We start from the raw sequence: 24933 nt of genomic DNA on the forward strand, positions 1-24933 counted from the left end.
GTCTACGGCCCCGGGGCCGGTCCAACCAGCTGAGATCACCGTTGCGCCTCTCGCCTCCGCCGCCCGGCGCCCTCGGCGCCCGCCGCGTCCTGCTCGCTGGCGCCGTCGCTGTCACCGGTCAGGCCGTCCCGGCCGAGCAGGTACTGCTCGACGAGATGGTTCCAGTCACACCCGAGGCACACCTCCACCACGAAGACCTGGAACTCACGCAGCGTCATCGCCAGCACGGGCAGCTCGGTGAGTGTCCGGGCCTGCCCGGCGGACTGCTTGAGTTCGTCGCCGTAAATGTAGTGGACGAGGGTCAGGTTTTCGCTGCGGCAGATCGGGCAGCGCCGGTCAGTCGGCTCGCCGTGGAACCGAGCGGCGTTCTTCAGGTACGGCGACGCGTCACAGACGTCGTACGTGCCGACTCGCCCGGCCAGGAGCTCACGCAGCACTGCTCGCTTCTGAAGCGAGTAGTCGACGACCTGGCGCTGCGTACGCATGCGGAGAAGGGTACGCGGTCCAGCCCGAGCAGGCGACCATGCTCACAATCCGTAACGACGCCACCCCGGAACGGGGGTTTGCCCTGACTCGCGTGAACCGCTAACGTGCGATGTATCGGTCCGATACATCGCGGCGGTTACCACTCCACGCCGGAGGGTAAAGAGAGGGTGGCCAGTGCTCGAGTTCGCCATCCTCGGCCTCCTGCAGGAGTCTCCGATGCACGGCTACGAGCTGCGCAAGGAGCTGACCGCCAAACTCGGCGCGATCCGGGCGGCAATCAGCTACGGCTCGCTCTACCCGACGTTACGCAGGCTGCAGGCGGCGGGTTGGATCACCGAAGCTGCTGAGACACCCGCCACTGCCGAGGAGGTTCCCGCGCTGACCAGCCGACGAGGTCGGGTGGTCTACAAAATCACCGCGGAAGGCAAGGAACGCTTCGCCCAGCTGATCGCACAGGCCGGGCCCGAGACGTACGACGACACGGGCTTCGGGGTGCACTTCGCGTTCTTCGCCCGGACCGACCAGGCGACCCGACTGCGCATTCTGGAGGGTCGCCGCCGCAAGATCGAGGAGCGTCGCGAAGGGCTTCGCGACGTGCTGGGCCGGGCGGCCGAGCGCCTCGACGCTTACACGCTGGAACTGCAGCGCCACGGTCTTGATGCCTGTGAGCGCGAGGTCCGCTGGCTGGAGGAGCTCATCGCCAACGAGCGCTCCGGCCGAGCCCCGACGGTCCCGAACATCGGGACAGCCGGCGGCCGACGAGAAGACAACAGCCCGCCTCCGCCTGGAGAGACCAGGAATGAGCGGCCGTGACAGAAAAGAAGGAGGCAGACGCTATGGGCTCCGTCCGCGTCGCCATCGTCGGTGTGGGTAACTGCGCCTCGTCCCTGGTTCAGGGCGTCGAGTACTACCGGAACGCCAACCCGAACGACCGCGTCCCGGGTCTCATGCACGTCGCCTTCGGCGACTACCACGTCAACGCCGTGGAGTTCGTCGCGGCATTCGACGTGGACGCCAAGAAGGTGGGCATGGACCTCGCGGAGGCGATCGTCGCCAGCGAGAACAACACCATCAAGCTCTGCGACGTGCCGCCGACCGGCGTCAGCGTGCAGCGCGGTCCGACCTTCGACGGTCTGGGCCAGTACTACCGCGAGATCGTCGAGGAGTCCGACGCCACCCCGGTCGACGTGGCGCAGGCGCTGCGCGACGCGCAGGTCGACGTCGTCGTCTGCTACCTCCCGGTCGGCTCCGAGCAGGCCGCCAAGTTCTACGCCCAGGCCGCGATCGACGCCGGCTGCGCGTTCGTCAACGCCCTGCCGGTCTTCATCGCGTCCGACCCCGAGTGGGCCCAGAAGTTCACCGACGCCGGCCTGCCGATCGTCGGCGACGACATCAAGAGCCAGGTCGGCGCCACCATCGTGCACCGCGCCCTCGCGAAGCTCTTCGAGGACCGCGGCGTCGAGCTGCTGCGCACGTACCAGCTCAACTTCGGCGGCAACATGGACTTCATGAACATGCTGGAGCGCAAGCGGCTGGTCTCGAAGAAGATCTCGAAGACCCAGTCGGTCACCTCGCAGATCCCGCACGAGATGAGCAAGAGCGACGTGCACATCGGCCCGTCGGACCACGTGCCGTGGCTGGACGACCGCAAGTGGGCGTACATCCGCCTGGAGGGTCGTTCGTTCGGTGACACCCCGCTCAACGCCGAGCTCAAGCTCGAGGTGTGGGACTCTCCGAACTCGGCTGGCGTGATCATCGACGCCGTCCGCGCCGCGAAGATCGCGCTGGACCGGAAGATCGGCGGCCCGATCCTGTCGGCCTCGTCGTACTTCATGAAGTCCCCGCCGGTGCAGTACGCCGACCACGACGCCCACCAGGCTGTCGAGGAGTTCATCGCCGGCGAGGTCACCCGCTGACCCGCTGAGCGGCAAGCACGGCCGGGGGCCGGGTCCGAACGGACCCGGCCCCCGCCGCGTTCAGTGCCTCGCCATCCGGTCAGGACCACGCCTGTTGCAGGGCCACCCGGGCCTCCAACTCGAGCAGGTGCACCTTGCGCGGCAGGCCACCCCCGAAGCCGACCAGTCGCCCACCCGCGCCGACGATGCGGTGGCACGGCACGATGACCGGAACGGGGTTGCGGTTGCAGGCCACGCCGACCGCCCGAGCCGCCCCGGAATCGCCGACCCGACGTGCCACCTCGCCGTAGGTGAGCGTCTCGCCGTAGGGGATCAGGGTCATCTCCCGCCACACGGCCCGTTCGAAATCCGAGCCACGCGGGATCACCACCGGCACGGTGAAGCCGGTCAGCTCACCGGCGAAGTACGCCCGCAGCTCGGCGACGGCCTGCCGGGACAGCGCGTGGTCGGGCTCGTCGACCGCCCCGTCGACCCGGCCGAAGTGCGCGCCGCAGACGCTCGTGCCGTCGGTCGCGACGGAGAACTCACCGATCGGTGCGTCGAGCACGGTCCAGCGCATCCCCCCATTGTCCCCGACGCCCGCCCCTGCCGGCCGACCCCGGCCCTGCCCTGTTCCGCGAGGCCGAGGCGCGTTGCGCAGCGTCGATACCGTGCAGGTCGTGGCAACGGGGACGCTCATCTTTCTGATCATCGGTGGGGCGGGCATCGGCGTACTCGCGCTCGCCCTGCTCGGCACCGAGCTGTTCCAGTTCGGGCACACCGTGGACGGGCCGATCTCGGTCGAGACGGTCGCCGGTTTCGCCGGCGCGTTCGGGTTCGGCGCGGCCATCGTCAACGAGCTGCTCGGCGCGCGTACCCCGGGCATGATCGTCGGGGCGGCGGCCGGTGGGGTGCTCGCGGCCGTGCCCACCGCCTGGTTGGCCGCCCGGCTGAGCCGGGCGGCGCGGAACATGCGCACCGACCCCACCCCCACCCGCGACGACCTGGTCGGGGCGCTCGGCCTGGTCGTCACCCCGGTGCCGGTCGACGGTTACGGCGAGGTCCGGGTACGCCTCGCCGGCCAACCGGTCAAGCTCAGCGCCCGCGCGGACCAGCCGATACCGGTCGGCGCCCAGGTCTTCGTCGTGCAGGCGCTCAGCGAGACCAGCGTGCACGTCGAAACCTACTGACTCCCCCCTCTAGACGGGAATCCCATATGGCCCTGTTAATCGCCATCGGTGGCGCGGTCCTCCTCGCGCTCGTCCTGGTGCTCTTCGTGCTCTCCCGGATCAAGGTCGCCGGACCGAACGAGGCGTTCATCGTCACCGGCCGCAAGGGCCGCACCACGCAGACCGCCGACGGCGGGCGGTCGACCGACAACTCCGGGCAGAAGGTCGTGCTGGGCGCGTCCGTCTTCGTGCTGCCGGTGGTGCAGAAACTCCAGTCGCTCGACCTGTCCAGCCGGCGGATCGACGTCGGCATCCGGGGCGCGGTGAGCAAACAGGGCATCCGCGCCGACCTGCACGGTGTGGCGATCGTCAAGGTAGGCGGCACCGAGGACGCGATCCGGGCCGCCGCGCAGCGGTTCCTGCACCAGCAGGACGAGATCGACAACTTCACCCGGGAGGTGCTCGCCGGGGCGCTGCGCTCGATCGTCGGCCGGCTCACCGTCGAGGAGGTCATCCGGGACCGGGCGGCGTTCGCCAGTGCGGTGGCCGAGGAGGCCGAGCACTCGATGACCAACCAGGGGCTGGTGCTGGACACCTTCCAGCTCCAGGACATCCTCGCCGAAGGGTCCTACCTGCAGGATCTGGGCCGACCCGAGGCCGCCCGGGTGCTCAAGGACGCGGCCATCGCCGAGGCCCGCGCCCGGCAGCAGGCCGAACAGGAGCGGCTGCTCGCCGAGGAGGCCATCGCGGAGGCGAACCGGAATCTCGCCCTCAAGCAGGCCGGCATCCAGGCCGAGATCGACGCGGCCAAGGCGAAGTCCGCCGCCGCCGGCCCGCTCGCCCAGGCCGAACGGGACCAGGCGATCCTCTCCGAACAGCAGAAGGTCGCCGAGCGCAACGCCGAACTCAAGCAGCGCCAACTCGACACCGAGGTCCGCAAGCCCGCGGACGCGGCCCGGTACAAGGTGGAGCAGGAGGCTGAGGCGTCCCGCAACGCGGCGGTGCTGCACGCGGACGCCCAGCGGCAGTCGGTCATCGCCGCCGCACAGGCCTCCGCCGAGCAGGCCCGACTCACCGGTGAGGGTGAGCGGGCCCGACGTGCCGCGCTCGCCGAGGCGAACGCGATCGAGGGTGCCAAGGAGGGCGAGGCCGAGCAGCGCCGACGCTCCGCCATCGCCGAGGCGGTGGAACGGGAGGGCCAGGCCGAGGCGGCGGCCATCCTGGCCAAGGGTGAGGCCGAGGCCGACGCGATGGCGCGCAAGGCGGAGGCGTTCGCCGCGTACGGGGAGGCGGCGGTGCTGGACCTGCTGGTCAAGGTGCTGCCGCAGGTGGTGCAGGCGGCCAGCGCGCCGATCGGGGCGATCGACAAGATGACTGTCATCTCCACCGACGGCGCTTCGTCGCTGACGAAGTCGGTGGCCGGCAACGTGGCCCAGGGGCTCCAGCTCGGCAGCGATCTGACCGGGATCGACCTGCCCGCGCTGCTCGCCCGGCTCGGTGCCGGCGGTGCCGAAGCCCGCACCGTTCGCGCCGCCGATCCGGCGACGCGGGGCGACACGCCGCCGACGGGTACGGCTGTCGTCCCGAGCGCCCGCTGACCACACTTTCCCTCATCGACAGTGGCGCCGCCGAGCCGGACGGTTCGGCGGCGCCACGTGTCGGCCCCGGGGTGCGGTCAGCCGAACGCCGGCCGGCCCGCTGGGTTCAGCGGACCGACCGGCGTCGGTCGAACGGGGTGCCGGTCAGGCCAGCCCGATGGTGAAGTTCTCCCAGGCCCCGAGCCCGTAGGTGGGGCTGTACCAGTCGATGTACCGGTTCGCGATGAGCGGCTTGGTACCGGCGCTCTCGGCGGTCACGGCCATGTCGTAGGTGTACGTACCGAACATGACGGTGCCATCCGAGTTGTGGTCGATGATGTAGAAGATGGTCGCGTCGGTGATCGCCCCGCTACTGGAGAGCAGCGGGCTGACCCCGGCGGTCACGTACTTGTTGTTGACCAGTGTCCGCAGCGCGTAGTACTGGAAGCCGAGGTCGACAAGCTCGTACTTCTCCCAGGTGCTGACCGCCGTGCCACGGGCGATCAGCGGCTTGGTGCCCGCGCTCTCCGCGGTGACGAACTTGCCGTTCGCCGACGCCTTGAGGCTGATCACCGGGTTCGGCGCCTCCAGGTCGAACTTCTCCAGGGACCCGATGGTCGTGGCGGCGGCGAGCAGCGGCTGGGAACCGTCGGCCATCGCGCTGACGTACTTGCCGTTGATCTGTGCCTTGAGGCTGACGCTGCCGTCGGTGTTGTTGGTCAGCTGGAACTTCTCCCAGGTCCCGATGTTCGCGGCACCGGCGATCAGCGGCTGGGCGCCCGCGCCGTTCGCGCTGACGTACTTGCCGTTGACCTTGGCCTTGAGTGCGACCAGACCGGTACCGGCGGAAACGATGTCGAACTTCTCCCACGCGCCCAGGACCTCGCCGCGGGCGATGAGCGGCTTGGTGCCCGCGGAGTCCGCCGACACCAGGTGGTCGTTGACCCGGGCCCGCAGGCCCACGTCGGTACGGGTCGTGACCTCCGGCCCGATGTAGAGCAGCCGGTCCACGGACATGGTCGTGCCGAGCACGGCGCCCGAGACACCGCTGGTCACGATGGCGTTGCGCACCTCGGCGGGGCTCCACGTCGGGTTGGCGGCCAACCGCAACGCCGCGGCGCCGGCCACGTGCGGAGACGCCATGGAGGTGCCGTCACCGAGCACGGAGGCGGTGGTGCTGGCGATGCCCGCCGAGGTGATGCCCACGCCGGGGGCGAAGGTGTCCAGGCACGAACCCCAGTTGGAGAAGGTCGCCCGCATGTCGACCCGGTCGGTCGCGCCCACCGTGATCGCCGCCGGCACCGCGCTCGGCGAGTAGCCGCAGGCGTCGTCGTAGCTGTTGCCAGCGGCGACCGCGTAGGTGATGCCGGAGGCGATGGAGTTGGCCACCGCCTGCTCGATGACCGTGTCGCGGCCGGAGATGGTGCCGAGGCTCATGTTGGCGACGGCGGGCTTGACGGCGTTGGCCGTCACCCAGTCGACCCCGGCGAGGATCCCTTCGGTGTCACCCCCGCCCTCGCAGTCGAGCACCCGCACCGCCACCAGCTTGACGTCCTTCGCGACGCCGAAGGTGCTGCCGCCGAGGGTGCCGGCGACGTGCGTGCCGTGACCCTCGCAGTCATCGGCCACCGCGTCGTTGTCGATGAAGTCGTAGCCGTACGAGGCACGGGCGCCGAAGTCCTGGTGGTTGGTCTTGATGCCCGTGTCGATGACGTACGCGTGCACGCCGCTCGCCGACGTCGACGGGTAGGTGTACGACTTGTTCAGCGCCGGCGTCACCTGGTCGAGCCGGTCCAGACCCCACGACGGTGGGTTGGTCTGCGTACCGTTCGCCTGGTAACGCCGCACCGGCTGCACCGACGCCACGTCCTCGTGCGTCGCCAACCGCTTCGCCTGCGTCGCGCTCATCTGGGCCGAGTAACCGCGCACCGAGCGGGTGAAGACCTGCCGGACCTGGCCGCCGTTGCTCTTCGACAGCGCGGTCGCCGCCGAGCGGGTCTGCGCGGGGGTCGCCTTGCTGTCCTTCAGCAGGACGATGTAGCGACCTGGCACCACCGCGTCCGACTGGTCCTTCGCCGCGGCCGGGGTGCGCGGGGCGGAGGGCAGCTGCACCCCACCCGGATCGGCCATTGCCGGAGCGGCGGCGAGGACGGACGTCAGAGTGGTCACTGTGGCGAGCGCAAGGCCCGCCGCAGCCGTTCGGTGTTTCACGCCACGGCTGATTCTCACATGGACTCCCCGTAAGGCAGATCAGCGCCCGTCCACGATGGACATCGATGCAGGCCGCCACCTGGCGGCGCAAGACGGACGCTGGGATGTTGCCTAATCGTCCATGAGCGCCAATGTCGACGCTTCATCCGTTCGGTGGACAACGATGGCGATTCATCCCAGTCTGTGGTCGCCGGAGTCGTGTCGGGTTATCGAAGGCCCTGCTCACGGGCCCAGCGCAGCAGTTCCACCTCGGCGGCGTCGCGGTCCAGCGGGCCGTGCTCGAGGCGCTGTTCCTTGAGGTGCTTCCACGCCCGCCCGACCACCGGCCCCGGCGGGACGCCGAGCAGCTCCATGATCGCGTTGCCGTCCAGGTCGGGTCGGACCCGCGCCAGGTCCTCCTCGGCCGCGATCCGGGCGATCCGCTCCTCCAGCGCGTCGTAGTCGGCGGCGAGCTGCGCGGCCTTACGCCGGTTACGGGTCGTGCAGTCCGAGCGGGTCAACTTGTGCAGTCGGGGCAGCAGGTCACCGGCGTCGGCGACGTAGCGGCGCACCGCCGAGTCGGTCCACTCGCCCCGCCCGTACCCGTAGAAGCGTAGGTGCAGCGCGACCAACGCGGTCACCTTCGCGGTGACCTCCTTCGGGTACCGCATCGCCTTCATCCGGGCCTTGGTCAGCCGGGCGCCGACCACCTCGTGATGGTGGAAGCTGACCCGGCCGTCGGACCCGACCGCCTTCGTCGCCGGCTTGCCCGCGTCGTGCATGAGGGCGGCCATCCGCAGAATGAAGTCGCAGCCCTCCTCCTCGTAGGAGACCGCGTTCTCGACGACCGTCAGGGTGTGCTCGTAGACGTCCTTGTGCTGGGCGTGCTCGTCGATCTCCAGCTTCAGCCCGGTCAGCTCCGGCAGGAACCGGTCGGCCAGCCCGGTGTCGACAAGCAGTCGCAGCCCGGTGATCGGGTCCGCGCCGCAGAGCAGCTTGGTGAACTCGTCTCGGATGCGCTCGGCGGTGATCCGGTCCAGGTCGGCAGCCATCCGGGTCATGGCCAGGTGCACGTCCGGGTGTACGGCGAAACGCAGCTGCGCGGCGAACCGGGCGGCCCGCAACATCCGCAGCGGGTCGTCGCCGAACGACTCACCCGGCGTGCTCGGCGTACGGATCACCTTGGCGGAGAGGTCGTCCAACCCACCGTGCGGGTCGGTGAACCGGTGGTCGGGCAGGCTGACCGCCATCGCGTTGATCGTGAAGTCGCGCCGCTTCAGGTCCTCGTCGAGGCTGGTGCCGTACACCACCACCGGGTTGCGGCTGACCTGGTCGTACGACTCCGCGCGGAACGTGGTGATCTCCAGCCGGAGGCCGTCGCGCTGGGCGCCGATGGTGCCGAACTCCCGACCGGTCTCCCAGATCGACTCGGCCCAGCCTTTGATGATCCGCAGGGTCTCGTCGGGATGCGCGTCGGTGCAGAAATCGAGGTCGTCCCCGAGTCGACCGAGCAGGGCATCCCGTACCGAACCGCCCACCAGGTGCAACTCGTGACCGGCGCGGACGAAGCGGCGGCCCAACTCGTCGGCGACCGGGGAGACCCGGAGCAGTTCGGCGACGGCGTTGCGCTGCGCGGCGGTGAGTTCGCGGCGGTCGGCGGCGTGAGGAGCGGAGGCTTCGGACATGGGATCGCCAGCTTATCGGGCCGGGGTGTGATCCGATCCGCCGGGCGCGGGGTAACGGGTGGGGGTTGACTATGGTCTGTGGCGTGCGGGTCGGTGCCCGACCCGACGTACCCCTGGGAGGCTGGAGATGAGCGGCGGGCTCTACCGCAGCGCCAACGCCATGCCGGACGGTAACGTGCCGCCGGCTGACGGGGCGATCTTCATCTCCGCGGAGCCGCTGAACCAGCCGGCGGTGGAGGCCACGGCGCCACCGCCGGAGGTGGTCGCCGAGACCAGCGCCGCCGCGAACAGCGCGGTCATGGCGGTCGGCAGCCTGGTGAGCCGGGGCACCGGGTTCATCCGGAACCTGATGATCGGTGCCGCGCTCGGCAACCTGATCGGCAACGCGTACACGACCGCCCAGTTCCTCCCCAACCAGGTGTACGAGTTCCTGCTCGGCGGGGTGCTGACCAGCGTGCTGATCCCGGTGCTGGTTCGTCGCCGCAAGAGCGACCCGGACCGCGGCGAGGCGTACGCCCAGCGGCTGCTCAGCCTCGCGGTGCTGGCGCTGGCCGTCGCGGCCCTGATCGCCGTGGCGTCGGCCTCCTCGCTGACCGCCATCTACGCCAGCGGCAAGGACGAGGACTACACCGGCCTGGTCACGCACCTGTCGTGGCTGATGCTGCCGATGCTGTTCTTCACCGGCGTCAGCGCGTTGATCGCCGCGGTGCTGAACACCCGAGGTCACTTCGCCGCGCCGATGTGGGCACCGATCCTCAACAACCTGGTGGTGATCGGCGCCTTCGGGCTCTACATCCTGGTCTACGGGGCGAAGGGGCTCCAGCCGTCGGAGATGGGCCTGGGCCGCGTCCTGCTCGTCGGTGGCGGCACCCTGCTCGGCGTGGCGGTGCAGACCGCCGGGTTGCTGCCGGCCCTGCGCAAGGTCGGTTTCCGCTGGCGGTGGCGTTTCGACTTCCGGGAGCTGGGGCTGCGCGAGTTGGCCCAGCTCGGCGCCTGGATGTTCTGCTACGTCGCGGTCAACCAGCTCGGCCTCTTCGTGGTGGTCAACCTCCTCACCCGGGCCGCGGGCTCGGACCAGGCCGGCATCCTCATCTACAACAACGTCTTCCTGCTGCTGATGATGGCGCACGGCATCATCGCCGTCTCGATCATCACCGCGCTGATGCCCCGGATGGCCGCAGCCGCGGCCGACGGGCGGTTCCACGACGTCACCGCCGACCTCTCCAGGGGCGTCCGGATGGTCTCGGCGGTGCTCGCGCCGATCGCGGTCTGCTATGCCGTGCTGTCCACGCCGATCTCGGTGGTGGTCTTCAGGTACGGCGCGTTCAGCGCCGAGAACGCGACCGCCACGTCCACCGTCCTGTTGGCCGCCGCGATCGCCCTGGTGCCGTTCGCGATCAGCCAGCTCTTCACCTTTGCCTTCTACGCGCTGCCGGACACCCGCACCCCCGCTTTGATCAACATTCCGGTGGTGGCGCTGCGGGTGGGCGTACAGATCGTGCTCTTCGCCGCCTTCGCGGCGCACTTCGCGGCGGCCGGGATGATGATCGGCAACGCGGTCTCCTACCTGGCGGCGGCGATCGGCTCCGCCTGGTTGCTGCGACCTCGGGTGGGCCGGATCGGTCTGGGCGCCATCATGCGCACGCTGGGCCGGGTCCTGGTCGCCGCTCTCGGCGCGGCCCTGGTCGGATGGCTGGTCATCGCCCTGCTGCCCGGCGACGACAAGCCGAGCTGGATCGAGGCCGCGATCCAGCTCGTGATCGGCGGCGCGGTGATCGGCGGGGTCTACCTGGGTCTGGCCATGCTGCTGCGGATCGGCGAGATCACCGAGGTGGTCGGCATGGTCCGCCGCCGCCTCGGTCGCTGACCGCCAGTGTCCGATCACAACAAGTTGACACTCATACGCACCGTGACCGCGGATCACCAGGCTGGGGATGCTCCTGTGGATAACTCCGCGATTCGCCGGTCAACCACCGCATCAGCCTGTGGATAACCAACCGTAAGGCTGAGGGTGGCAACCCGATCGGTGGGAACGTACGAGGCAGCGCGAGTGCCACGCCAGCCCGGCCCCGGCGTCGGTCACTTGCGGTGAAGCCGTAGATTAGCTAGTACATGTGCCAGCAACGTGGCTGACAACGGTCGTAACCGGACGAGTTCTCCGACTGCCGGAACCCTGCCAGGTACGGCAGGAAGATGACATGTCGAAGAGGCGGGCAACCCGGGTAAGGTCGCTCTCGACGGGTACGGCAGGGGCCGACGCTGCGCGTCGACACCGGTCGGCCGGTTCCTTCAACGGCAGAGCGGGAAGCCACATGCCCAGCAGTTCGGGTTCATCGATCGACACGATCACCGAGGGAGGACGGGTGACCCAGGTCGGCGAGGGTCAGGAGGCAGACGAAAGCGCTCCTCCGGTCATGACCTTCGGTGCTCCCACGGCCGGTGAAGTCCTCGCCGAGCGGTACGAACTGGTTGAGCACATCAACAACGACAGCGCGGGTCGGCTGGTCTGGCGCGGGGTCGACGTCATCCTGCGTCGTCCCGTCGCGGTGGTGCTGCGTTACCCGGGTGGCGACTCCGCCACCGAGATGCTTCAGGCCGCCGTCGCGGCCAGCCGGGTCATCCACCCGAACCTGGTCGGCGTCTACGACGCGATCGACGAGGCCGACCGGGCGTACGTGGTGCGCGAGTGGGTCGACGGGCAGTCCCTCCGGGACCTGGCGACCGACGGCCCGCTGGACCCGGCCCGGGCCACCGCCATCGGCAACGCCGTCGCGAGCGCTCTCGCCGCCGTGCACGCCACCGGCATGGTGCACGGCAACGTCCACCCCGGCACCGTCATGATCAGCGACGAGGGCCGGGTGGTCCTGGCCGACGCCCGCACCGACGGCGCCGACAGCCAGGAGAACGACATCCGCGCGGTCGGCGGTGTCCTCTACTTCGCGTTGACCGGTTACTGGCCGCACACCGAGGCGCCGCTGCGTGGCGCCACCGCCGGCCACGGCCGCGCCGCCATCCCGGACGCTGTTCGGGACGCCACCGGAGCGATCGCGGCGCCCCGCCAGGTCCGGGCGGGCGTTCCGGCGTACCTGGACGACCTGACCATGGATCTGCTCGACGCCGAGATCGCGCCGCCGTCCTCCGACGTGCTCGCCGCCGAGCTGGCGCGACTGGACGTGCCGGCCGAGGAGGAGCACTACCTCGACAACAGCGGGCCGCTGCGGTTCGCCGCCGACACCGAGGAAGAGCCGTCCCCGCTGGCCGCGGCCGGTGGCCGCAAGGTCGCCGTGGGCATCGCCGGCCTGCTGGCCGTCGCCCTGGTCGGCCTGCTGATCGGGATCAGCGCGCTGGGCGGCGACGACAAGGACCCGCAGTCCAACCCGGTCGCCGCACCGACCTCCAGCGCCCCGGCCGGCGGTGCCACCCCGGCCGCCGCGACGGCCCGCAAGCTGACCGTGAAGAGCGTCCGGATCATCGACCCGGACAGCAAGAACCGCAGTGAGGTCGACGGCGCCGAGAAGGTCATCGACGGTGACGAGGACAAGGGCTGGGAGACGGAGACCTACCGGGACCGGCCCAACTTCGGCAACCTGAAGAAGGGCATGGGCGTCTGGATCGACCTCGGCGAGCCGCACAACGTCAAGTCGGTCCAGGCGGTGCTCTCGGCCACCGGCGCGTCCGCACAGCTTCTCGCCGGCACGACCAACCCGCCGTCCAGTTCCAGTGGTGACAAGCAGTTGGTCGCGAGCTACAAGACCGCCATCGGTCAGCCGTTCGAGGATCACGACGGCACCACCATGACGTTCAACGGCTTCGACGCCGACAAGAAATACCAGTACCTGCTGTTCTGGATCACCGAGCTGGCCGCGGCCGAGGGTGGGTTCAAGCTGGGGGTGCAGGAGATTACGGTCCAGGGGTCGTGAGCCGGGCACCACGATCCGGGCACTGCATTCGCTGGACGCGGTGATGGACGGGCGCGACGCAACGGACCTGGAACTGCTGCGCGCCCACGTCACCGGAGACCGCAACGCCTTCGCCGAGCTGTTCCACCGGCACCGCGACCGGTTGTGGGCGGTGGCCCTGCGGACCCTCGGCGACCGTGAGGATGCTGCCGACGCCCTCCAGGACGCCCTGCTGTCGGCGCATCGGGCGGCAGCCCGGTTCCGCGGCGACTCCGCGGTCACTACCTGGTTGCACCGGATCGTGGTCAACGCCTGCCTGGACCGGATCCGACGCCGGCAGGCGCACCCCACGGTGCCGCTGCCGGACGGCAACCGGGCTGAGGACGGACCGGGCATCGGCGGGTCGGAGCCGGCGGCCCCGGCGGCGGACCACGACACCGTGCTGGTGGTACGCGAGGCGCTCGCCGCGCTGCCTCTTGAGCAACGCGCCGCGCTGGTGCTGGTGGACGTTCAGGGCTACTCGGTCGCCGAGGTCGCCCGCATCCTCGGCGTCGCCGAGGGGACGGTGAAGAGCCGGTGTGCCCGGGGCCGGGCGCGACTGGCCGTGCTGCTCGGGCATCTTCGCCCCGTCGTCGCGACGCCTTCGACCCGTCCGGACCCGTCTTCCCCGATCACCGGCGTGCCCGGCGTCACGCCGGGGAACCCCGGCCCGGTGGAGGGCGTCGGATCGGGGTCGGGCCGATACCGGCGGGACGCCAACCAGGAGGAAACGTGACGACCGAGGGGTTCCGAGAGGTCGATGTCGACCTCCTCGCCGACTACCTCGGCGGGGCGTTGGAAGGCACCCCGCAGCAGAACGAGGTCGACCAGTTGGTGTCCGCGGACCCGGCCTGGGCCGAGGCGTACGCGCTGCTGGCCCTCGCCGTGACGGAGGTCCGGGCGGAGCTGACCCGTTGGGCCGAGCCATCCCCGGAGATGCCGCAGACGATCGCCGACCGTCTGGTGGCCGCGCTGACCGCCGAACCGCCGAGCGAATCCTCGACCGACGGGGAAGCGACCACCACGCCCAGGGCCGACTCGGGCGGCGACGCCGCGACGCCGCTGGTCGTGCCGGTGCAGGGCGGGGCCGGTCGTCGACCGGCCGCCCCCACCCCTGCCGGGTCGGGGCGCGGGGCGTCCACCGGTCCGGGCCGCCGCCAGCGCGGCTGGGCCCGCCGTGGCGCGCCCCTGGCCGCCGGCGCGATCGCCGTCATCGCGGTCGCCCTGGGTCTCAACCAGCTGTCGATGCGGGCATCGGACGATTCCGCTGCCACCAGCGCCCTGGACCACCCGGCCAGCGCGCCCGAGGGCGTCGCGGGTGCCGGGACGGTCCGCACCACCGGGCCAGCACTGCACAGCGGCACGAACTTCACCCCGCAGACCCTCGGCAACGCCTATGGCACCTCCGGTCCGAGCGCACCGGGTGCCAGCCGGGCGACTGGCAACGCCCCCGGTGGGCAGCCGGAGGTGGATACCAAGGACGAACGACGCCGCTCGCCCGACGGGTCGGACCAGCTGGCCCGGCTGACCGACGAGGTCGCGCTGACCACCTGCCTGGCCAGCGTCGCGGCGGAGCACGGGGCCGCCCCGTTGGTGGTCGAGGTGATCGACTACGCACGGTTCCAGGGCGATCAGGCGCTGGTCGTTCGGTTCACCGACGCGACCGGAGCCCGGTGGGCCTGGGTGAGCGGCCCGGAGTGCGGAGTGCCCGGGTCCGGCTCGGACAGCCGGTATTCGGCGCGGGTAGGGTGAATCCACGGTCAACGGCACGATGACCGCCCACGTGACCTGACCCACCGGATGCCCGGCTCGGGAATCCCCGGTTCGTACGATGACGTTCTGGAAGTCAGCTGCCGGCCCCACCCAGGCGTCGGCAACTCGGATCAGCATCGGTGCTCGCGCCGACGCCGAACACACACAACTCGGGAGACGGCAGTGGACGAGGTCCGCAACCTGATCATCATCGGCTCCGGGCCGGCCGGCTACACAGCGGCGGTCTACGCCGCACGCGCCAACCTGAAGCCGCTGATCATTGAGGGCGTGCAGTCCGGTGGCGCGCTGATGACCACGACCGAGGTGGAAAACTTCCCCGGCTTCGCTGACGGCATCCTCGGCCCCGAGCTGATGGACAACATGCGCAAGCAGGCCGAGCGGTTCGGCGCCGAGTTCCTCACCGACGACGTGACCCGGGTCGAGCTGGTCGACACCGGCGACGCCGGCTCCGGCGCGGTGAGCACCGTCTGGGTGGGCGAGACCGCCTACCGGGCGCGATCCGTCATCCTCTCCACCGGTTCGGCGTGGCGTCCGCTGGGCGTGCCCGGTGAGCAGGAATACCTGGGCCACGGCGTCTCCGCGTGTGCCACCTGTGACGGCTTCTTCTTCCGCAACCAGCACATCGTGGTCGTCGGCGGCGGCGACTCGGCGATGGAGGAGGCCACCTTCCTCACCCGCTTCGCCGAGTCGGTCACCATCATCCACCGCCGCGACTCCTTCCGGGCCAGCAAGATCATGGCCGATCGGGCGCTGAGCAACGAGAAGATCAAGGTCGAGTGGAACAGCACCGTCGAGGAGATCCTCGGCGAGGACGGCAAGGTCACCGGCGTACGCGTCCGCAACGTGCACACCGGTGAGACCAAGGTGATGGACGTGACCGGCGTCTTCGTCGCCATCGGTCACGACCCCCGCAGCGAGCTGTTCCAGGGTCAGGTCGAGCTGGACGACGAGGGCTACGTGAAGGTCCACGCCCCGAGCACCCGTACCAACGTGCCCGGCGTCTTCGCCGCCGGCGACGTGGTCGACCACACCTACCGTCAGGCGATCACCGCGGCCGGCACCGGTTGTGCCGCCGCGCTCGACGCCGAGCGGTTCATCGCGACGCTCAGCTGAAACAAGAACACATCCCGGAGGAGGGGCACAGTGGGAACAACCAAGGCGGTCACGGACAAGAGCTTCGTCGCTGACGTGCTACAGGCCGACAAGCCGGTGCTGGTGGACTTCTGGGCGGAGTGGTGCGGGCCGTGCCGCAAGGTGTCGCCGCTGCTCGAGGAGATCGCCCGGGAGATGGGTGACCAGGTCACCATCGTCAAGCTCAACATCGACGAGAACCCGGAGACCGCCCGCGCCTACCGGGTGATGTCGGTGCCGACGCTGACCGTCTTCAAGAACGGTCAGCCGGTGCAGTCGATCGCCGGCGCCAAGCCGAAGGGCGAGCTGGTCCGGCTCATCGAATCGGCCCTCTGACCAGCAGAAAACGTCAACCGCACCCCGTACCCGCCCAGCGGGTGCGGGGTGCGGTGTCTTCCGGCCCGCCCTCGTCGACGTATTTCCCGGCCCAGCCACCTGGCCGCCCCGGAGCGCATAGCCTCAAGCCTGGGCCGCCCGGCCAGCCAGCGTCGTGCAGAGGGGGTCGTGCGTGCGTCCGATCCGACCCGGTGACCGGGGACCAGCGGTCACGGAGATCCGTACCATCCTGACCGGCCTCGACCTGCTCACCGCCGCCGGCCCGCAGACCGACGAGTTCGACCTGGACACCGAGCGGGCGGTCCGCGCGTTCCAGCAGTCGCGGGGGCTCAGCGTGGACGGCCGGGTCGGGGCGGAGACCTGGCGCGCTCTGGACGCCGCCCGCTGGCGGCTCGGCGCCCGCACCCTCTACCACGCGGTCCCCGAACCGCTCACCGGCGAGGACGTCCGGTCACTGCAGGAGCGGCTCCTGGAGATGGGGTACGACGTGGGCCGAGCGGACGCCATCTACGGTGTCCGGACGTCCCGGGCGGTGGCCCAGTTCCAGCGCGAGGTCGGGCTCACCCCCGACGGCTCCTGCGGCCCGCACACCATGAACGCGCTCCGCCGGATCGGCCGCAAGGTGGTCGGTGGCCGCCCGCAGTGGCTACGCGAATCCGACGCGATCCGACAGTCCGGGCCGGCGCTGGTCGGCAAGACGGTCGTCATCGACCCCGGGCACGGGGGCACCGATCCCGGCATGGTGGTGCCCGACGGGTCGCTGCGCTGGACGGAGGCGGACCTGGTGCACGACCTGGCCAGCCGCCTGGAGGGGCGACTCGCCGCCTCCGGGGTGCGGGTGCAGCTCACCCGGGGGCCGTCGCCCGACAGTTGCCTGCCGGACACCGACCGGGCTCTGCTGGCCAACTCGCTCGGCGCCGACGTGTTCATCTCGCTGCACCTGGACGGCCACGCCAACCCGGACGCGGAAGGCGTGGCGACCTACCACTACGGCACCGACAACGGCGTGACCTCGGCGACCGGCGAACGCCTGGCCGGGCTGGTGCAACGGGAGATCGTGGCCCGCACCGGGCTGCGGGACTGCCGGACCCACGCCAAGACGTGGGAACTGCTGCGACTGACACGGATGCCCGCCGTTCGGGTCGAGGTCGGCTATCTCACCTCGCCGAGCGACCGCGCCCACCTTGTCGACCCCCGGTTCCGAGACCGTGTGGTGGAGGCCATCGTGGCCGCGGTGCAGCGGATGTACTACCCGATCGAACGGGACGTACCGACCGGGTCGCTCGACGTCAGTGAACTGCGCGCCGTCGTGGCCGCCGGCACGGTGGTCGACTGATCCGCCGCCGGGCGGACGGTCAACCGCGATGTCGCGGTCGGTCAGCCGTTGGTGGAGCGGGTGGCCGGGGCGGGGCGCACCGGTCGGAGCAGGGTCTCCGGGCTCATCGACCCGAGCAGCTTCTCCAGCGCGTACTCGACGTCGGACTTCCAGCTCAGCGCGGTACGCAGCTCAAGGCGCAGCCGGGGGAAACGCGGATGCGGACGTACGGTTTTGAAGCCCACGGAGAGGAAGAAGTCGACAGGCGCCACACAGCCGCCGGCCGGGTCGTCCGCGTCGCCGAACTTGGCGTCGCCGAACGCCTCGATGGCCTTGATCCCGCGCTTGGTCAGGTCTCGGGCGACACCCTGCACGAGCATCCGACCCAACCCACCGCCGGCGAACGCGGCGACCACGTTGGCGGTCATCAACAGCACCGCGTCCGCAGAGACCGGTGAGGTCGGGAACGCCATCGACCGGGGCACGTAGGCGGGCGGGGCGTACGTCACGAAGCCGGCCGGCATGCCGTCGACGTAGGCGAGCTTGCCGCAGGAGCCCCATTCCAACAGTGTCTGGGAGACCCACGCCTCCTTCTCCAGGCCCGGATCGCCGGCAGCGCAGGCGCGGTCCGCGGAGACCGGATCGAGCTCCCAGTAGACGCACTGCCGGCACGGGCGTGGGAGGTCTTCCAACGTGTCGAGGGTCAGGCTGACCAGACGTCGCGACATATGGAGCATCCCCACAATAGGCTCGGTGGTGAGACCGGCATGGAACGACAGCGCCGCCTTCCTGCCCCCGACGAGCGATCGTACGCCGCCGATCGGCGAAGCGGGAGGGGACGCGCGAATGCTCACCACACCGGGGGCGGCGAGGATCGTCCGCCATGTGGTCGATCCGCTCCGGCACGGCGGCAACCCGATCGTGGCCGACTAGGATCGACAATCGGTGTGCCTGCCGCCATGGTCAGCGGCGTGTGGGGTACCCGGAGCGGGAGCCACCCGAGCAGCGATCGAGGTGAGGTCATGACCGGCACGACGCTCGACGACTACACCGACCGGTACGCCCGGCGGGTACGCGGGATGACCGCCTCCGAGATCCGAGCATTGTTCGCGGTGGCCAGTCGCCCGGAGGTCGTCTCGCTCGCCGGCGGCGCACCGTACATCGCCGCTCTTCCGCTGGACGCGGTCGGCGAGATGCTCGGCCGGCTCGGCTCCGAGCACGGCGTGACCACCCTCCAGTACGGCATCGGTCAGGGCACCCTCGAGCTGCGCGAGCGGATCTGCGAGGTGATGGCGCTCTCCGGCATCGACGCCGCGTGCGGTGCCTCCCCGGAAGACGTCGTGGTCACCGTGGGCGGGCAGCAGGCACTGGACCTGGTGGCCCGACTGTTCCTCGACCCGGGTGACGTGGTGCTCGCCGAGGGGCCCACGTACGTCGGTGCGCTCGGCGTCTTTCAGGCCGCCCAGGCGCAGGTCGTCCACGTACCCATGGACGCGGACGGGCTGATCCCGGAGGCCCTGGAAGTGGCGATCGCCGACCTGGCCCGGGCGGGCCGGCGGGTCAAGTTCCTCTACACCATCCCCACCTACCAGAACCCGGCCGGCGTGACGCTCAGCGAGGAGCGCCGGGAACGGGTGCTCGACATCTGCGAGCGTGCCGGCCTGCTCGTGGTCGAGGACGACCCGTACGGTCAGCTGGGTTTCGAGGGTGAGGCCCCGGCGCCCCTGCGGGCCCGCCGCCGCGACGGCGTCTTCTACCTCAGCACCTTCTCCAAGACCTTCGCCCCCGGGCTGCGGGTCGGCTGGATCCTGGCGCCGCACGCGGTGCGCGACAAACTGGTCATCGCCAGCGAGGCGCAGATTCTCTGCCCCAGCGGCTACGCCCAGGCCGCGGTGGCCACCTATCTGAGCACGATGCCCTGGCGTCAGCAGCTCAAGGTCTATCGCGAGGTCTACCGGGAACGCCGGGACGCCCTGCTCGACGCGATGGCCGACCTGATGCCGGAGGGCACCAGCTGGACCACGCCGGCCGGCGGTCTCTTCGTGTGGGCCACCCTGCCGGAAGGGCTCGACTCGAAGGCCATGATGCCGCGAGCGGTCGCCGCCCGGGTCGCCTACGTGCCCGGTACCGGCTTCTACGCCGACGGCACCGGCACCGGCTCCATGCGGCTCAATTTCAGCTTCCCGCCGCCGGAGCGGATCCGTGAGGGCGTCCGCCGGTTGGCCGGTGTGATGGAGCAGGAGATCGCCATGCGCCGGGTCTTCGGCCCCGTGGGTGGCGCGGCCGGCCGTCGCGGCCAGGCCGGCTCGGACGTACCCGGGCCCGACTTGGCATGATGCCGGCATGGGTACGACCGCCGAGCGCCTCCTCGTGACCGATTCCGCCGTCTCGGCCGACCTGCGCGTCGTGGTGCTCGCGGGTGGGCTCTCCTACGAACGGGACGTGTCACTGCGCTCCGGGCGTCGGGTGCTCGACGCGCTGCGTGCCGTCGGGGTGGAGGCCGAGCTGCGGGACGCGGACGTGGCGCTGCTCCCGGCCCTCCAGGCCGATCCGCCGGACGCGGTGGTGATCGCACTGCACGGTGCCACCGGCGAGGACGGCTCCCTGCGCGGGGTGCTGGATCTGTGCGACATCCCGTACGTCGGCTGCGACGCTCGCGCCTCCCGGGTCGCCTGGGACAAGCCCTCGGCCAAGGCGGTGCTCCGCGAGGCCGGCATTCCCACCCCGGACTGGGTGGCCCTCCCGCACGATCGTTTCTCCGAGTTGGGCGCGGTCGCCGTACTGGACCGGATCGTCGACCGTCTGGGCCTGCCCCTCATGGTCAAGCCGGCACAGGGCGGGTCCGGGCTGGGCGGCGCGGTGGTCCGGGACGCCGCGGCGCTGCCCGCCGCGATGGTCGGCTGCTTTGCGTACTACTCCACCGCTCTCGTGGAGCGGTACGTGCCGGGGATGGACGTGGCGGTCTCCGTCGTCGACCTGGGCGACGGCCCGCAGGCGCTGCCGCCGGTGGAGATCGTGCCGCGCAACGGCGTGTACGACTACGCCGCCCGCTACACGGCGGGACGGACCACCTGGCACGCCCCCGCCCGGCTGGATCCGGAGGTGGCTGCCACGGTCGCCGACGTGGCCCTCGCCGCGCACACCGCGCTCGGTCTGCGGGATCTCTCACGCGTCGACGTGATCGTGGACGCGGCCGGTCAGCCGCACGTGCTGGAGGTCAACGTCTCGCCGGGCATGACGGAGACATCACTGCTCCCGCTCGCCGTGCAGGCGGCGGGTCTGGACTTCGGCCGGCTCCTCGGCACCCTGGTCGCCCGGGCAGCCGCCCGCCTCACCACCCACTGACCCATCCGCCGAGCCCTCAAATCGCGGGGCCCCGCAGGCCGACCATGAGGTTGGCCGGTCGGGCCAAGCTCATGGTCGGCTCCGGCTCATTGGCTCGCGCGTACGTCGGGTGTGTCGCTGCCATTGCTCCGTGCGGTCGTGTCCGGCGTTGCGCCCGGGGTGTTGGCGTCCCGGGCGGCGCTCTCCCCGACGACCTCGCCGCCGTTGGCGGGGTCGAAGGCTGCCGTGTTGGCGGCACCCGAGGTGGGCTCGTCGGCTCGTCCGCTCATTGGGCCGACGTCGGGCCTGCCGGTGGTCGGACCGACCTGCGGGCCGTTGTTGGGTGCCGCTTCCGGGCGGTGGTGTGATCCACCGGTGGGCGTCTCCGCAGTGGCGACGGCTGTGCTGCCGGACGCTGTGCTGCCGGACGCTGTGCTGCCGGAGGGTGCGGCGGAGTCTTCGTTGGTGGAGTCCCGAGTGGCAGGGTCCCGAGTGGCGGGGTCCCGAGTGGCGGGGTCCCCGTCAGCGGAGCCCCGAGTGGCGTCGGCGGAGTCCCGGGCGGCGGAGTTCGGTACGCCGGCGAACTGCGTGCCCGGCAGGGTGGTTGCGGATGCCGGCCGAGCGGATTCAGTCGCCGGACCGGTGACCGTCGCCGGTCGAGCGGGCTCGACCGTCCAGTCGGCGGCGGTGGTCGCCGTCGAGCCGTCGGCGGTGTCTGCGGCTACCGAATCGCTCGGGGGCGGGCCGTCGGCGTCGGTCGAATCGGGACTGAAGTCGAGCGCTGGTTCCGGGATCTCCTCGGCCGCCTCGATGACCGAGACCGCTTCGGCTGCGGCTGCGGCTGCTGCCTCCGCTGCGGCAGCGGCGTCCGCGGCAGCGGACTGGGCCAGCAGGCTCGACGGCGCCTGCCATTGGATGCGGGGCGGTTCGGCGAGCGGACGGCCACCGAACTCGGCGAGCCAGGCCGCGACGAGCGCCAGATTTTCCCGCCACTGCGCCTCGGAGATCGGCGGCAGGATCGAGTCCCACAGGGACAGGAAGGTGCCCCGCAGCTGAAGGCGGCCGTACGGTCGGGCGAGGAACCACATGTGCAGGTGAGCCGAGCCGTCGCCCCACCGATTGACGTGCACCCGCGCCACCCCGTCGAGAGACCGGATGGCCCGTTCCAGACGTACGGTCATCACGCCCAACTCGGCGGCCAGCAGGTTCGGCAGGTCACCGAGGTCGAGGTGGGTGCGCGATTCCAGGATGAGCACCATGGGCAGCCCGGTGGGCCGGTCCATCGCGCGGACCCGCCACCGCTCGCCCACCCAGATGTAGGCGTCGTCGGGTGCGTTGCAGGCGGTGCATTCCCGGAGACCCTCGCCCTTCCGGGGCGGTTCGACCGGGACCGGATCATCGAGTTGCTTCACGCGGAGGTCACCCTCGAAGGGGAATGACGGCCACTGGGTGAAGTCCGGGACTGAGGGAGGGGTGTCGTGCACGACGCTGACCCTAACCGAGTCTGGCACCGCTGTCCCTACCTGTTCGAGTGGTCCCGGGCCAGCGGATCGGCGCCCCGCCGTCGACCGGAGCCGTGTGGTTGCGTGGGCACTCAGAGGCGATATCCACAGGCTGCCGAGATCCTGAACACAGGCCGTCATCCACAGGCCCACACCCACTCCCACGCGCTGTTTCACGTGAAACGAGGGGTGCCTGTGGACAACCGGTGTGGATAACTTTTCGGTCGGTCGGTCGTTGTCGCAGCCACCAATTTGGCGGGCTTGACTGATCACCGGGGAGGAGGCCGAACGGAGGTGTTCCGATCACACCGGGGCGTGGCGGTCAGGCGGCACAGCTCGAACCTGCGGCACCGCCGCGGGGCCTCCCGGACGCGGCGGACGACTCGCTCCGAGCCGTCACGTGGCCTTGGGATCGGTCAGCCCTCGCGAGTGGGGTGGTCCCGTTTCACGTGAAACGGGACAGCCGAGAGCGCCGCGCGAACGGAACTGCTTGGCACGTCGGCCGACTCCGTCAGGTGCACCTCGTACAGGCACCCACCGAGACGGATCGCAGCGCGAACCTGGGCACGCTCGACGGCAGCGCGGAAGATGCATTGCGAGCCACTCAGCGGCTCGCTGACGCGTCGGGCGGGGCAGGGGGTGGTTGCGGTCGATTGGACCATGCCGGGCCTTCTGCGACGCGTGTGGGGACTACCGCTGGATGGTGCTCGACGGCGCTCGCCCCGGCGGGTCGTAGGAGTAGCGGGGTAAGGCCATCTTCGGGTTGATCGAGGCTCGCTAGCCATGGCTCAACGCGTCGCACACTCATCCGCTTGGCGGGCCGCGTCACGCTGACCGGCACCCGTGCCTCACGCGGTCGCCGCCGATGCGACCGCCGCCCATGCACCCGTGTCCGACCCAAGCGCGCCCCCGCAGTCGCCACCCATGCACTCTTCGCACGCCCTCGTCGCGCACGCGGCCCGCCACGCTCCCTTCGCCGCCGTCCGGCGTTCACTCTCCCGAGCCTCATCACCCGCCTCCCCACGCCCTCATCACCCACGTCCGGAGTGGATGCCTTGCCGTGCACGCACTCACCGCGCCTCGCCCCTTATCCACACGCTCCGGGAAACAGGCTCTCGGCGCGTACCCACTCGCCCCGTGCCCGGGAAGCACGCTCTCAGCGCGCACGCACACGCACCGCGCCCTCGTCCCGCAACCCCTCGCCCCTCGTCCATCCCGCGTCGACCCATCGGCGTCGGAGGCCGGCGGTTGCCCCTAACTCACCGTCGAAGCGCTCGCCGACCGCGTAATCCGACCGCGTAATCCGATCGCGCCTCGGCGACTGCGCCAGCGAAAGTGCGGGCCCACCGCGAGCCGGCCCGAGCACGGCTCCGAAAGTCCTCGTCGTCCGAGCGGGGTCACGTCGTCGCTCTTGACCACCGTGCTGTCGCCGGGCTAGCCGAGCGAGCCAAAGACGGACCTTCGTCGTACACGCCGACCGGTCCAGGCGGGACCGCCGACTGTTTCACGTGAAACGCGGCGACCCGGGACGCAGAACGGCCGCGCCCCCTGCGGGTAGCGCGGCCGTGGAAGGAGAGGGCGGGCTCAGTCCCCGCTCTCCTCCTCCTGCTGCACACCGATGATTCCGACGATCCGCTCGAGGTCGTCCACCGTCGCGAACTCGATCGTGATCTTGCCCTTGCTCCGACCGATGTCCACCTTCACCCGAGTGTCGAATCGGTCGGACAGCCGGTCGGCGAGATCGGTCAGGGCCGGCGCGTGTGCCTTGGGTCGCCGCTTCGCCGTCTGGCCCTTCGCCGGCCCGTCGTTCAGCGTCAGGGCCACGATCTCCTCGGTCGCTCGGACCGAGAGGCCCTCGGCCACGATCCGCAGCGCCAACTGCTCCTGCGCCTCGGCCTCGTCGAGGCTCAGCAGAGCGCGGGCGTGCCCCGCCGACAGGATGCCGGCGGCGACCCGGCGTTGCACCTGTGCGGGCAAGTTCAGCAGTCGGATGGTGTTGGAGATCTGCGGGCGGCTCCGGCCGATCCGACGAGCCAACTCCTCGTGGGTGGCCCCGAACTCCTCCAGCAGTTGCTGGTAGGCGGCGGCCTCTTCCAGAGGGTTCAGGTTGGCTCGGTGGATGTTCTCGAGAAGGGCATCGCGGAGCATGGCGTCGTCGCGGGTGTCCCGGACGATCGCCGGGATGCTCTCCCGCCCCACCGCCTGGGCGGCACGCCAGCGCCGCTCGCCCATCACCAGTTCGTACTTCTCGTCGTCGAGCTGTCGGACGACGATGGGCTGGAGGAAGCCGACCTCCTGGATCGAGGTCTTCAGCTCCTCCAACGCCTCCTCGTCGAAGACCTGGCGGGGCTGCTTCGGGTTGGGCATGATCGCGTCGACCGGGATCTCCGCGAATCGCGCGCCCGGCACCGGGCTGAGCGCGGGCTCCGGTTCCAGAACCGGCGCTCCGGCGGGCACGGTGGAGACCGTCGCGGAGACCGCGTCGTCCACGTGCTCGTGCTCCGGCTCGGCCGTCGCGGTGCCGACGGCACCCGGCGCCGGTCCGGTCGGGATCAGCGCCCCCAGGCCCCTACCCAGACCGCCCCGAGGACGGTTCTTCATGCCACGCCTCC

General features: G+C 70.7%; 20 protein-coding genes and 1 pseudogene. 14 read left to right on the plus strand and 7 right to left on the minus strand.

The genetic code is table 11. The annotated features are described in order from the left end of the window. Positions 1 to 35 precede the first annotated feature (35 nt). On the minus strand, positions 36 to 485 hold the full coding sequence (locus AB0J33_RS00695; RefSeq protein ID WP_363608446.1) for a DUF5318 domain-containing protein: 450 nt from the start codon (positions 483 to 485) through the stop codon (positions 36 to 38). Positions 486 to 660: 175 nt separating this feature from the next. Here AB0J33_RS00695 and AB0J33_RS00700 point away from each other — a divergent pair, with 175 nt between their 5' ends. Both AB0J33_RS00700 and AB0J33_RS00705 read left to right on the plus strand, forming a co-directional pair. Beyond that, positions 661 to 1299 carry a PadR family transcriptional regulator gene (locus tag AB0J33_RS00700; protein WP_030331823.1) on the plus strand — a complete coding sequence of 213 codons (639 nt, stop codon included), beginning with the start codon at positions 661 to 663 and terminating at the stop codon, positions 1297 to 1299. 23 nt (positions 1300 to 1322) lie between these two features. Next, positions 1323 to 2402, plus strand: a complete 1080-nt coding sequence (locus tag AB0J33_RS00705) for an inositol-3-phosphate synthase (RefSeq protein ID WP_238669615.1) — start codon at positions 1323 to 1325, stop codon at positions 2400 to 2402. A 79-nt stretch (positions 2403 to 2481) separates the two neighbouring features. Here the strand turns inward: AB0J33_RS00705 and AB0J33_RS00710 are convergent, their stop codons facing one another. Then, positions 2482 to 2961 carry a methylated-DNA--[protein]-cysteine S-methyltransferase gene (locus AB0J33_RS00710; protein ID WP_363608448.1) on the minus strand — a complete coding sequence of 160 codons (480 nt, stop codon included), beginning with the start codon at positions 2959 to 2961 and terminating at the stop codon, positions 2482 to 2484. Between the two features lie 91 nt (positions 2962 to 3052). On the opposite strand from AB0J33_RS00710, the gene AB0J33_RS00715 reads away from it, so the two are divergent. Together AB0J33_RS00715 and AB0J33_RS00720 are read left to right on the plus strand one after the other, a co-directional pair. After that, entirely contained in the window at positions 3053 to 3571 is a 519-nt protein-coding gene (locus AB0J33_RS00715) for a hypothetical protein (RefSeq protein WP_363608450.1), read from the plus strand. A 26-nt stretch (positions 3572 to 3597) separates the two neighbouring features. Next, entirely contained in the window at positions 3598 to 5148 is a 1551-nt protein-coding gene (locus AB0J33_RS00720) for an SPFH domain-containing protein (protein ID WP_363608452.1), read from the plus strand. Positions 5149 to 5292: 144 nt separating this feature from the next. On the opposite strand, the gene AB0J33_RS00725 is transcribed toward AB0J33_RS00720, so the two are convergent. Together AB0J33_RS00725 and AB0J33_RS00730 are read right to left on the minus strand one after the other, a co-directional pair. Beyond that, positions 5293 to 7296 (minus strand): S8 family serine peptidase, encoded by a 2004-nt coding sequence (locus AB0J33_RS00725; RefSeq protein WP_363608454.1) that lies wholly within the window; start codon positions 7294 to 7296, stop codon positions 5293 to 5295. A 248-nt stretch (positions 7297 to 7544) separates the two neighbouring features. Continuing rightward, entirely contained in the window at positions 7545 to 9002 is a 1458-nt protein-coding gene (locus AB0J33_RS00730) for a CCA tRNA nucleotidyltransferase (RefSeq protein ID WP_363608456.1), read from the minus strand. Between the two features lie 127 nt (positions 9003 to 9129). On the opposite strand from AB0J33_RS00730, the gene murJ reads away from it, so the two are divergent. The 7 genes from murJ to AB0J33_RS00765 all read left to right on the plus strand — a co-directional run bounded on the left by murJ (position 9130) and on the right by AB0J33_RS00765 (position 17516). Further along, complete coding sequence (gene murJ / locus AB0J33_RS00735; protein ID WP_363608458.1) at positions 9130 to 10869, plus strand: murein biosynthesis integral membrane protein MurJ; 1740 nt, start codon at positions 9130 to 9132, stop codon at positions 10867 to 10869. A 445-nt stretch (positions 10870 to 11314) separates the two neighbouring features. Next, on the plus strand, positions 11315 to 12922 hold the full coding sequence (locus AB0J33_RS00740) for a protein kinase family protein (protein WP_363608460.1): 1608 nt from the start codon (positions 11315 to 11317) through the stop codon (positions 12920 to 12922). Positions 12923 to 12965: 43 nt separating this feature from the next. Next, positions 12966 to 13676, plus strand: coding sequence for an RNA polymerase sigma factor SigM (sigM, locus tag AB0J33_RS00745; protein ID WP_363608462.1), 711 nt, complete (start codon positions 12966 to 12968; stop codon positions 13674 to 13676). Next, complete coding sequence (locus tag AB0J33_RS00750) at positions 13673 to 14692, plus strand: hypothetical protein (RefSeq protein ID WP_363608464.1); 1020 nt, start codon at positions 13673 to 13675, stop codon at positions 14690 to 14692. The genes sigM and AB0J33_RS00750 overlap by 4 nt, the downstream gene beginning before the upstream one ends. Positions 14693 to 14875: 183 nt before the next feature. Beyond that, entirely contained in the window at positions 14876 to 15826 is a 951-nt protein-coding gene (gene trxB / locus AB0J33_RS00755; protein WP_363608466.1) for a thioredoxin-disulfide reductase, read from the plus strand. A gap of 30 nt (positions 15827 to 15856) precedes the next feature. After that, positions 15857 to 16180 (plus strand): thioredoxin, encoded by a 324-nt coding sequence (trxA, locus tag AB0J33_RS00760; protein ID WP_030331849.1) that lies wholly within the window; start codon positions 15857 to 15859, stop codon positions 16178 to 16180. A 172-nt stretch (positions 16181 to 16352) separates the two neighbouring features. Then, on the plus strand, positions 16353 to 17516 hold the full coding sequence (locus AB0J33_RS00765; protein ID WP_363608468.1) for an N-acetylmuramoyl-L-alanine amidase: 1164 nt from the start codon (positions 16353 to 16355) through the stop codon (positions 17514 to 17516). A gap of 41 nt (positions 17517 to 17557) precedes the next feature. On the opposite strand, the gene AB0J33_RS00770 is transcribed toward AB0J33_RS00765, so the two are convergent. Next, positions 17558 to 18223, minus strand: coding sequence for a GNAT family N-acetyltransferase (locus AB0J33_RS00770; protein ID WP_363608470.1), 666 nt, complete (start codon positions 18221 to 18223; stop codon positions 17558 to 17560). 25 nt (positions 18224 to 18248) lie between these two features. On the opposite strand from AB0J33_RS00770, the gene AB0J33_RS00775 reads away from it, so the two are divergent. The 3 genes from AB0J33_RS00775 to AB0J33_RS00785 all read left to right on the plus strand — a co-directional run bounded on the left by AB0J33_RS00775 (position 18249) and on the right by AB0J33_RS00785 (position 20840). Beyond that, on the plus strand, positions 18249 to 18428 hold the full coding sequence (locus AB0J33_RS00775; RefSeq protein ID WP_363608472.1) for a hypothetical protein: 180 nt from the start codon (positions 18249 to 18251) through the stop codon (positions 18426 to 18428). A gap of 89 nt (positions 18429 to 18517) precedes the next feature. Further along, positions 18518 to 19831 (plus strand): PLP-dependent aminotransferase family protein, encoded by a 1314-nt coding sequence (locus AB0J33_RS00780; protein WP_363608474.1) that lies wholly within the window; start codon positions 18518 to 18520, stop codon positions 19829 to 19831. Positions 19832 to 19838: 7 nt separating this feature from the next. Further along, entirely contained in the window at positions 19839 to 20840 is a 1002-nt protein-coding gene (locus AB0J33_RS00785; protein ID WP_363608476.1) for a D-alanine--D-alanine ligase, read from the plus strand. 872 nt (positions 20841 to 21712) lie between these two features. Here AB0J33_RS00785 and AB0J33_RS00790 read toward each other — a convergent pair. Together AB0J33_RS00790 and AB0J33_RS00795 are read right to left on the minus strand one after the other, a co-directional pair. Continuing rightward, positions 21713 to 22303, minus strand: a pseudogene (locus tag AB0J33_RS00790) (hypothetical protein); the annotation flags it as partial. A gap of 1602 nt (positions 22304 to 23905) precedes the next feature. Further along, positions 23906 to 24922, minus strand: a complete 1017-nt coding sequence (locus AB0J33_RS00795; RefSeq protein WP_363608478.1) for a ParB/RepB/Spo0J family partition protein — start codon at positions 24920 to 24922, stop codon at positions 23906 to 23908. Positions 24923 to 24933: the final 11 nt, after the last annotated feature.

Source organism: Micromonospora sp. NPDC049645 (genome assembly GCF_040675155.1).
Classification (GTDB): domain Bacteria; phylum Actinomycetota; class Actinomycetes; order Mycobacteriales; family Micromonosporaceae; genus Micromonospora.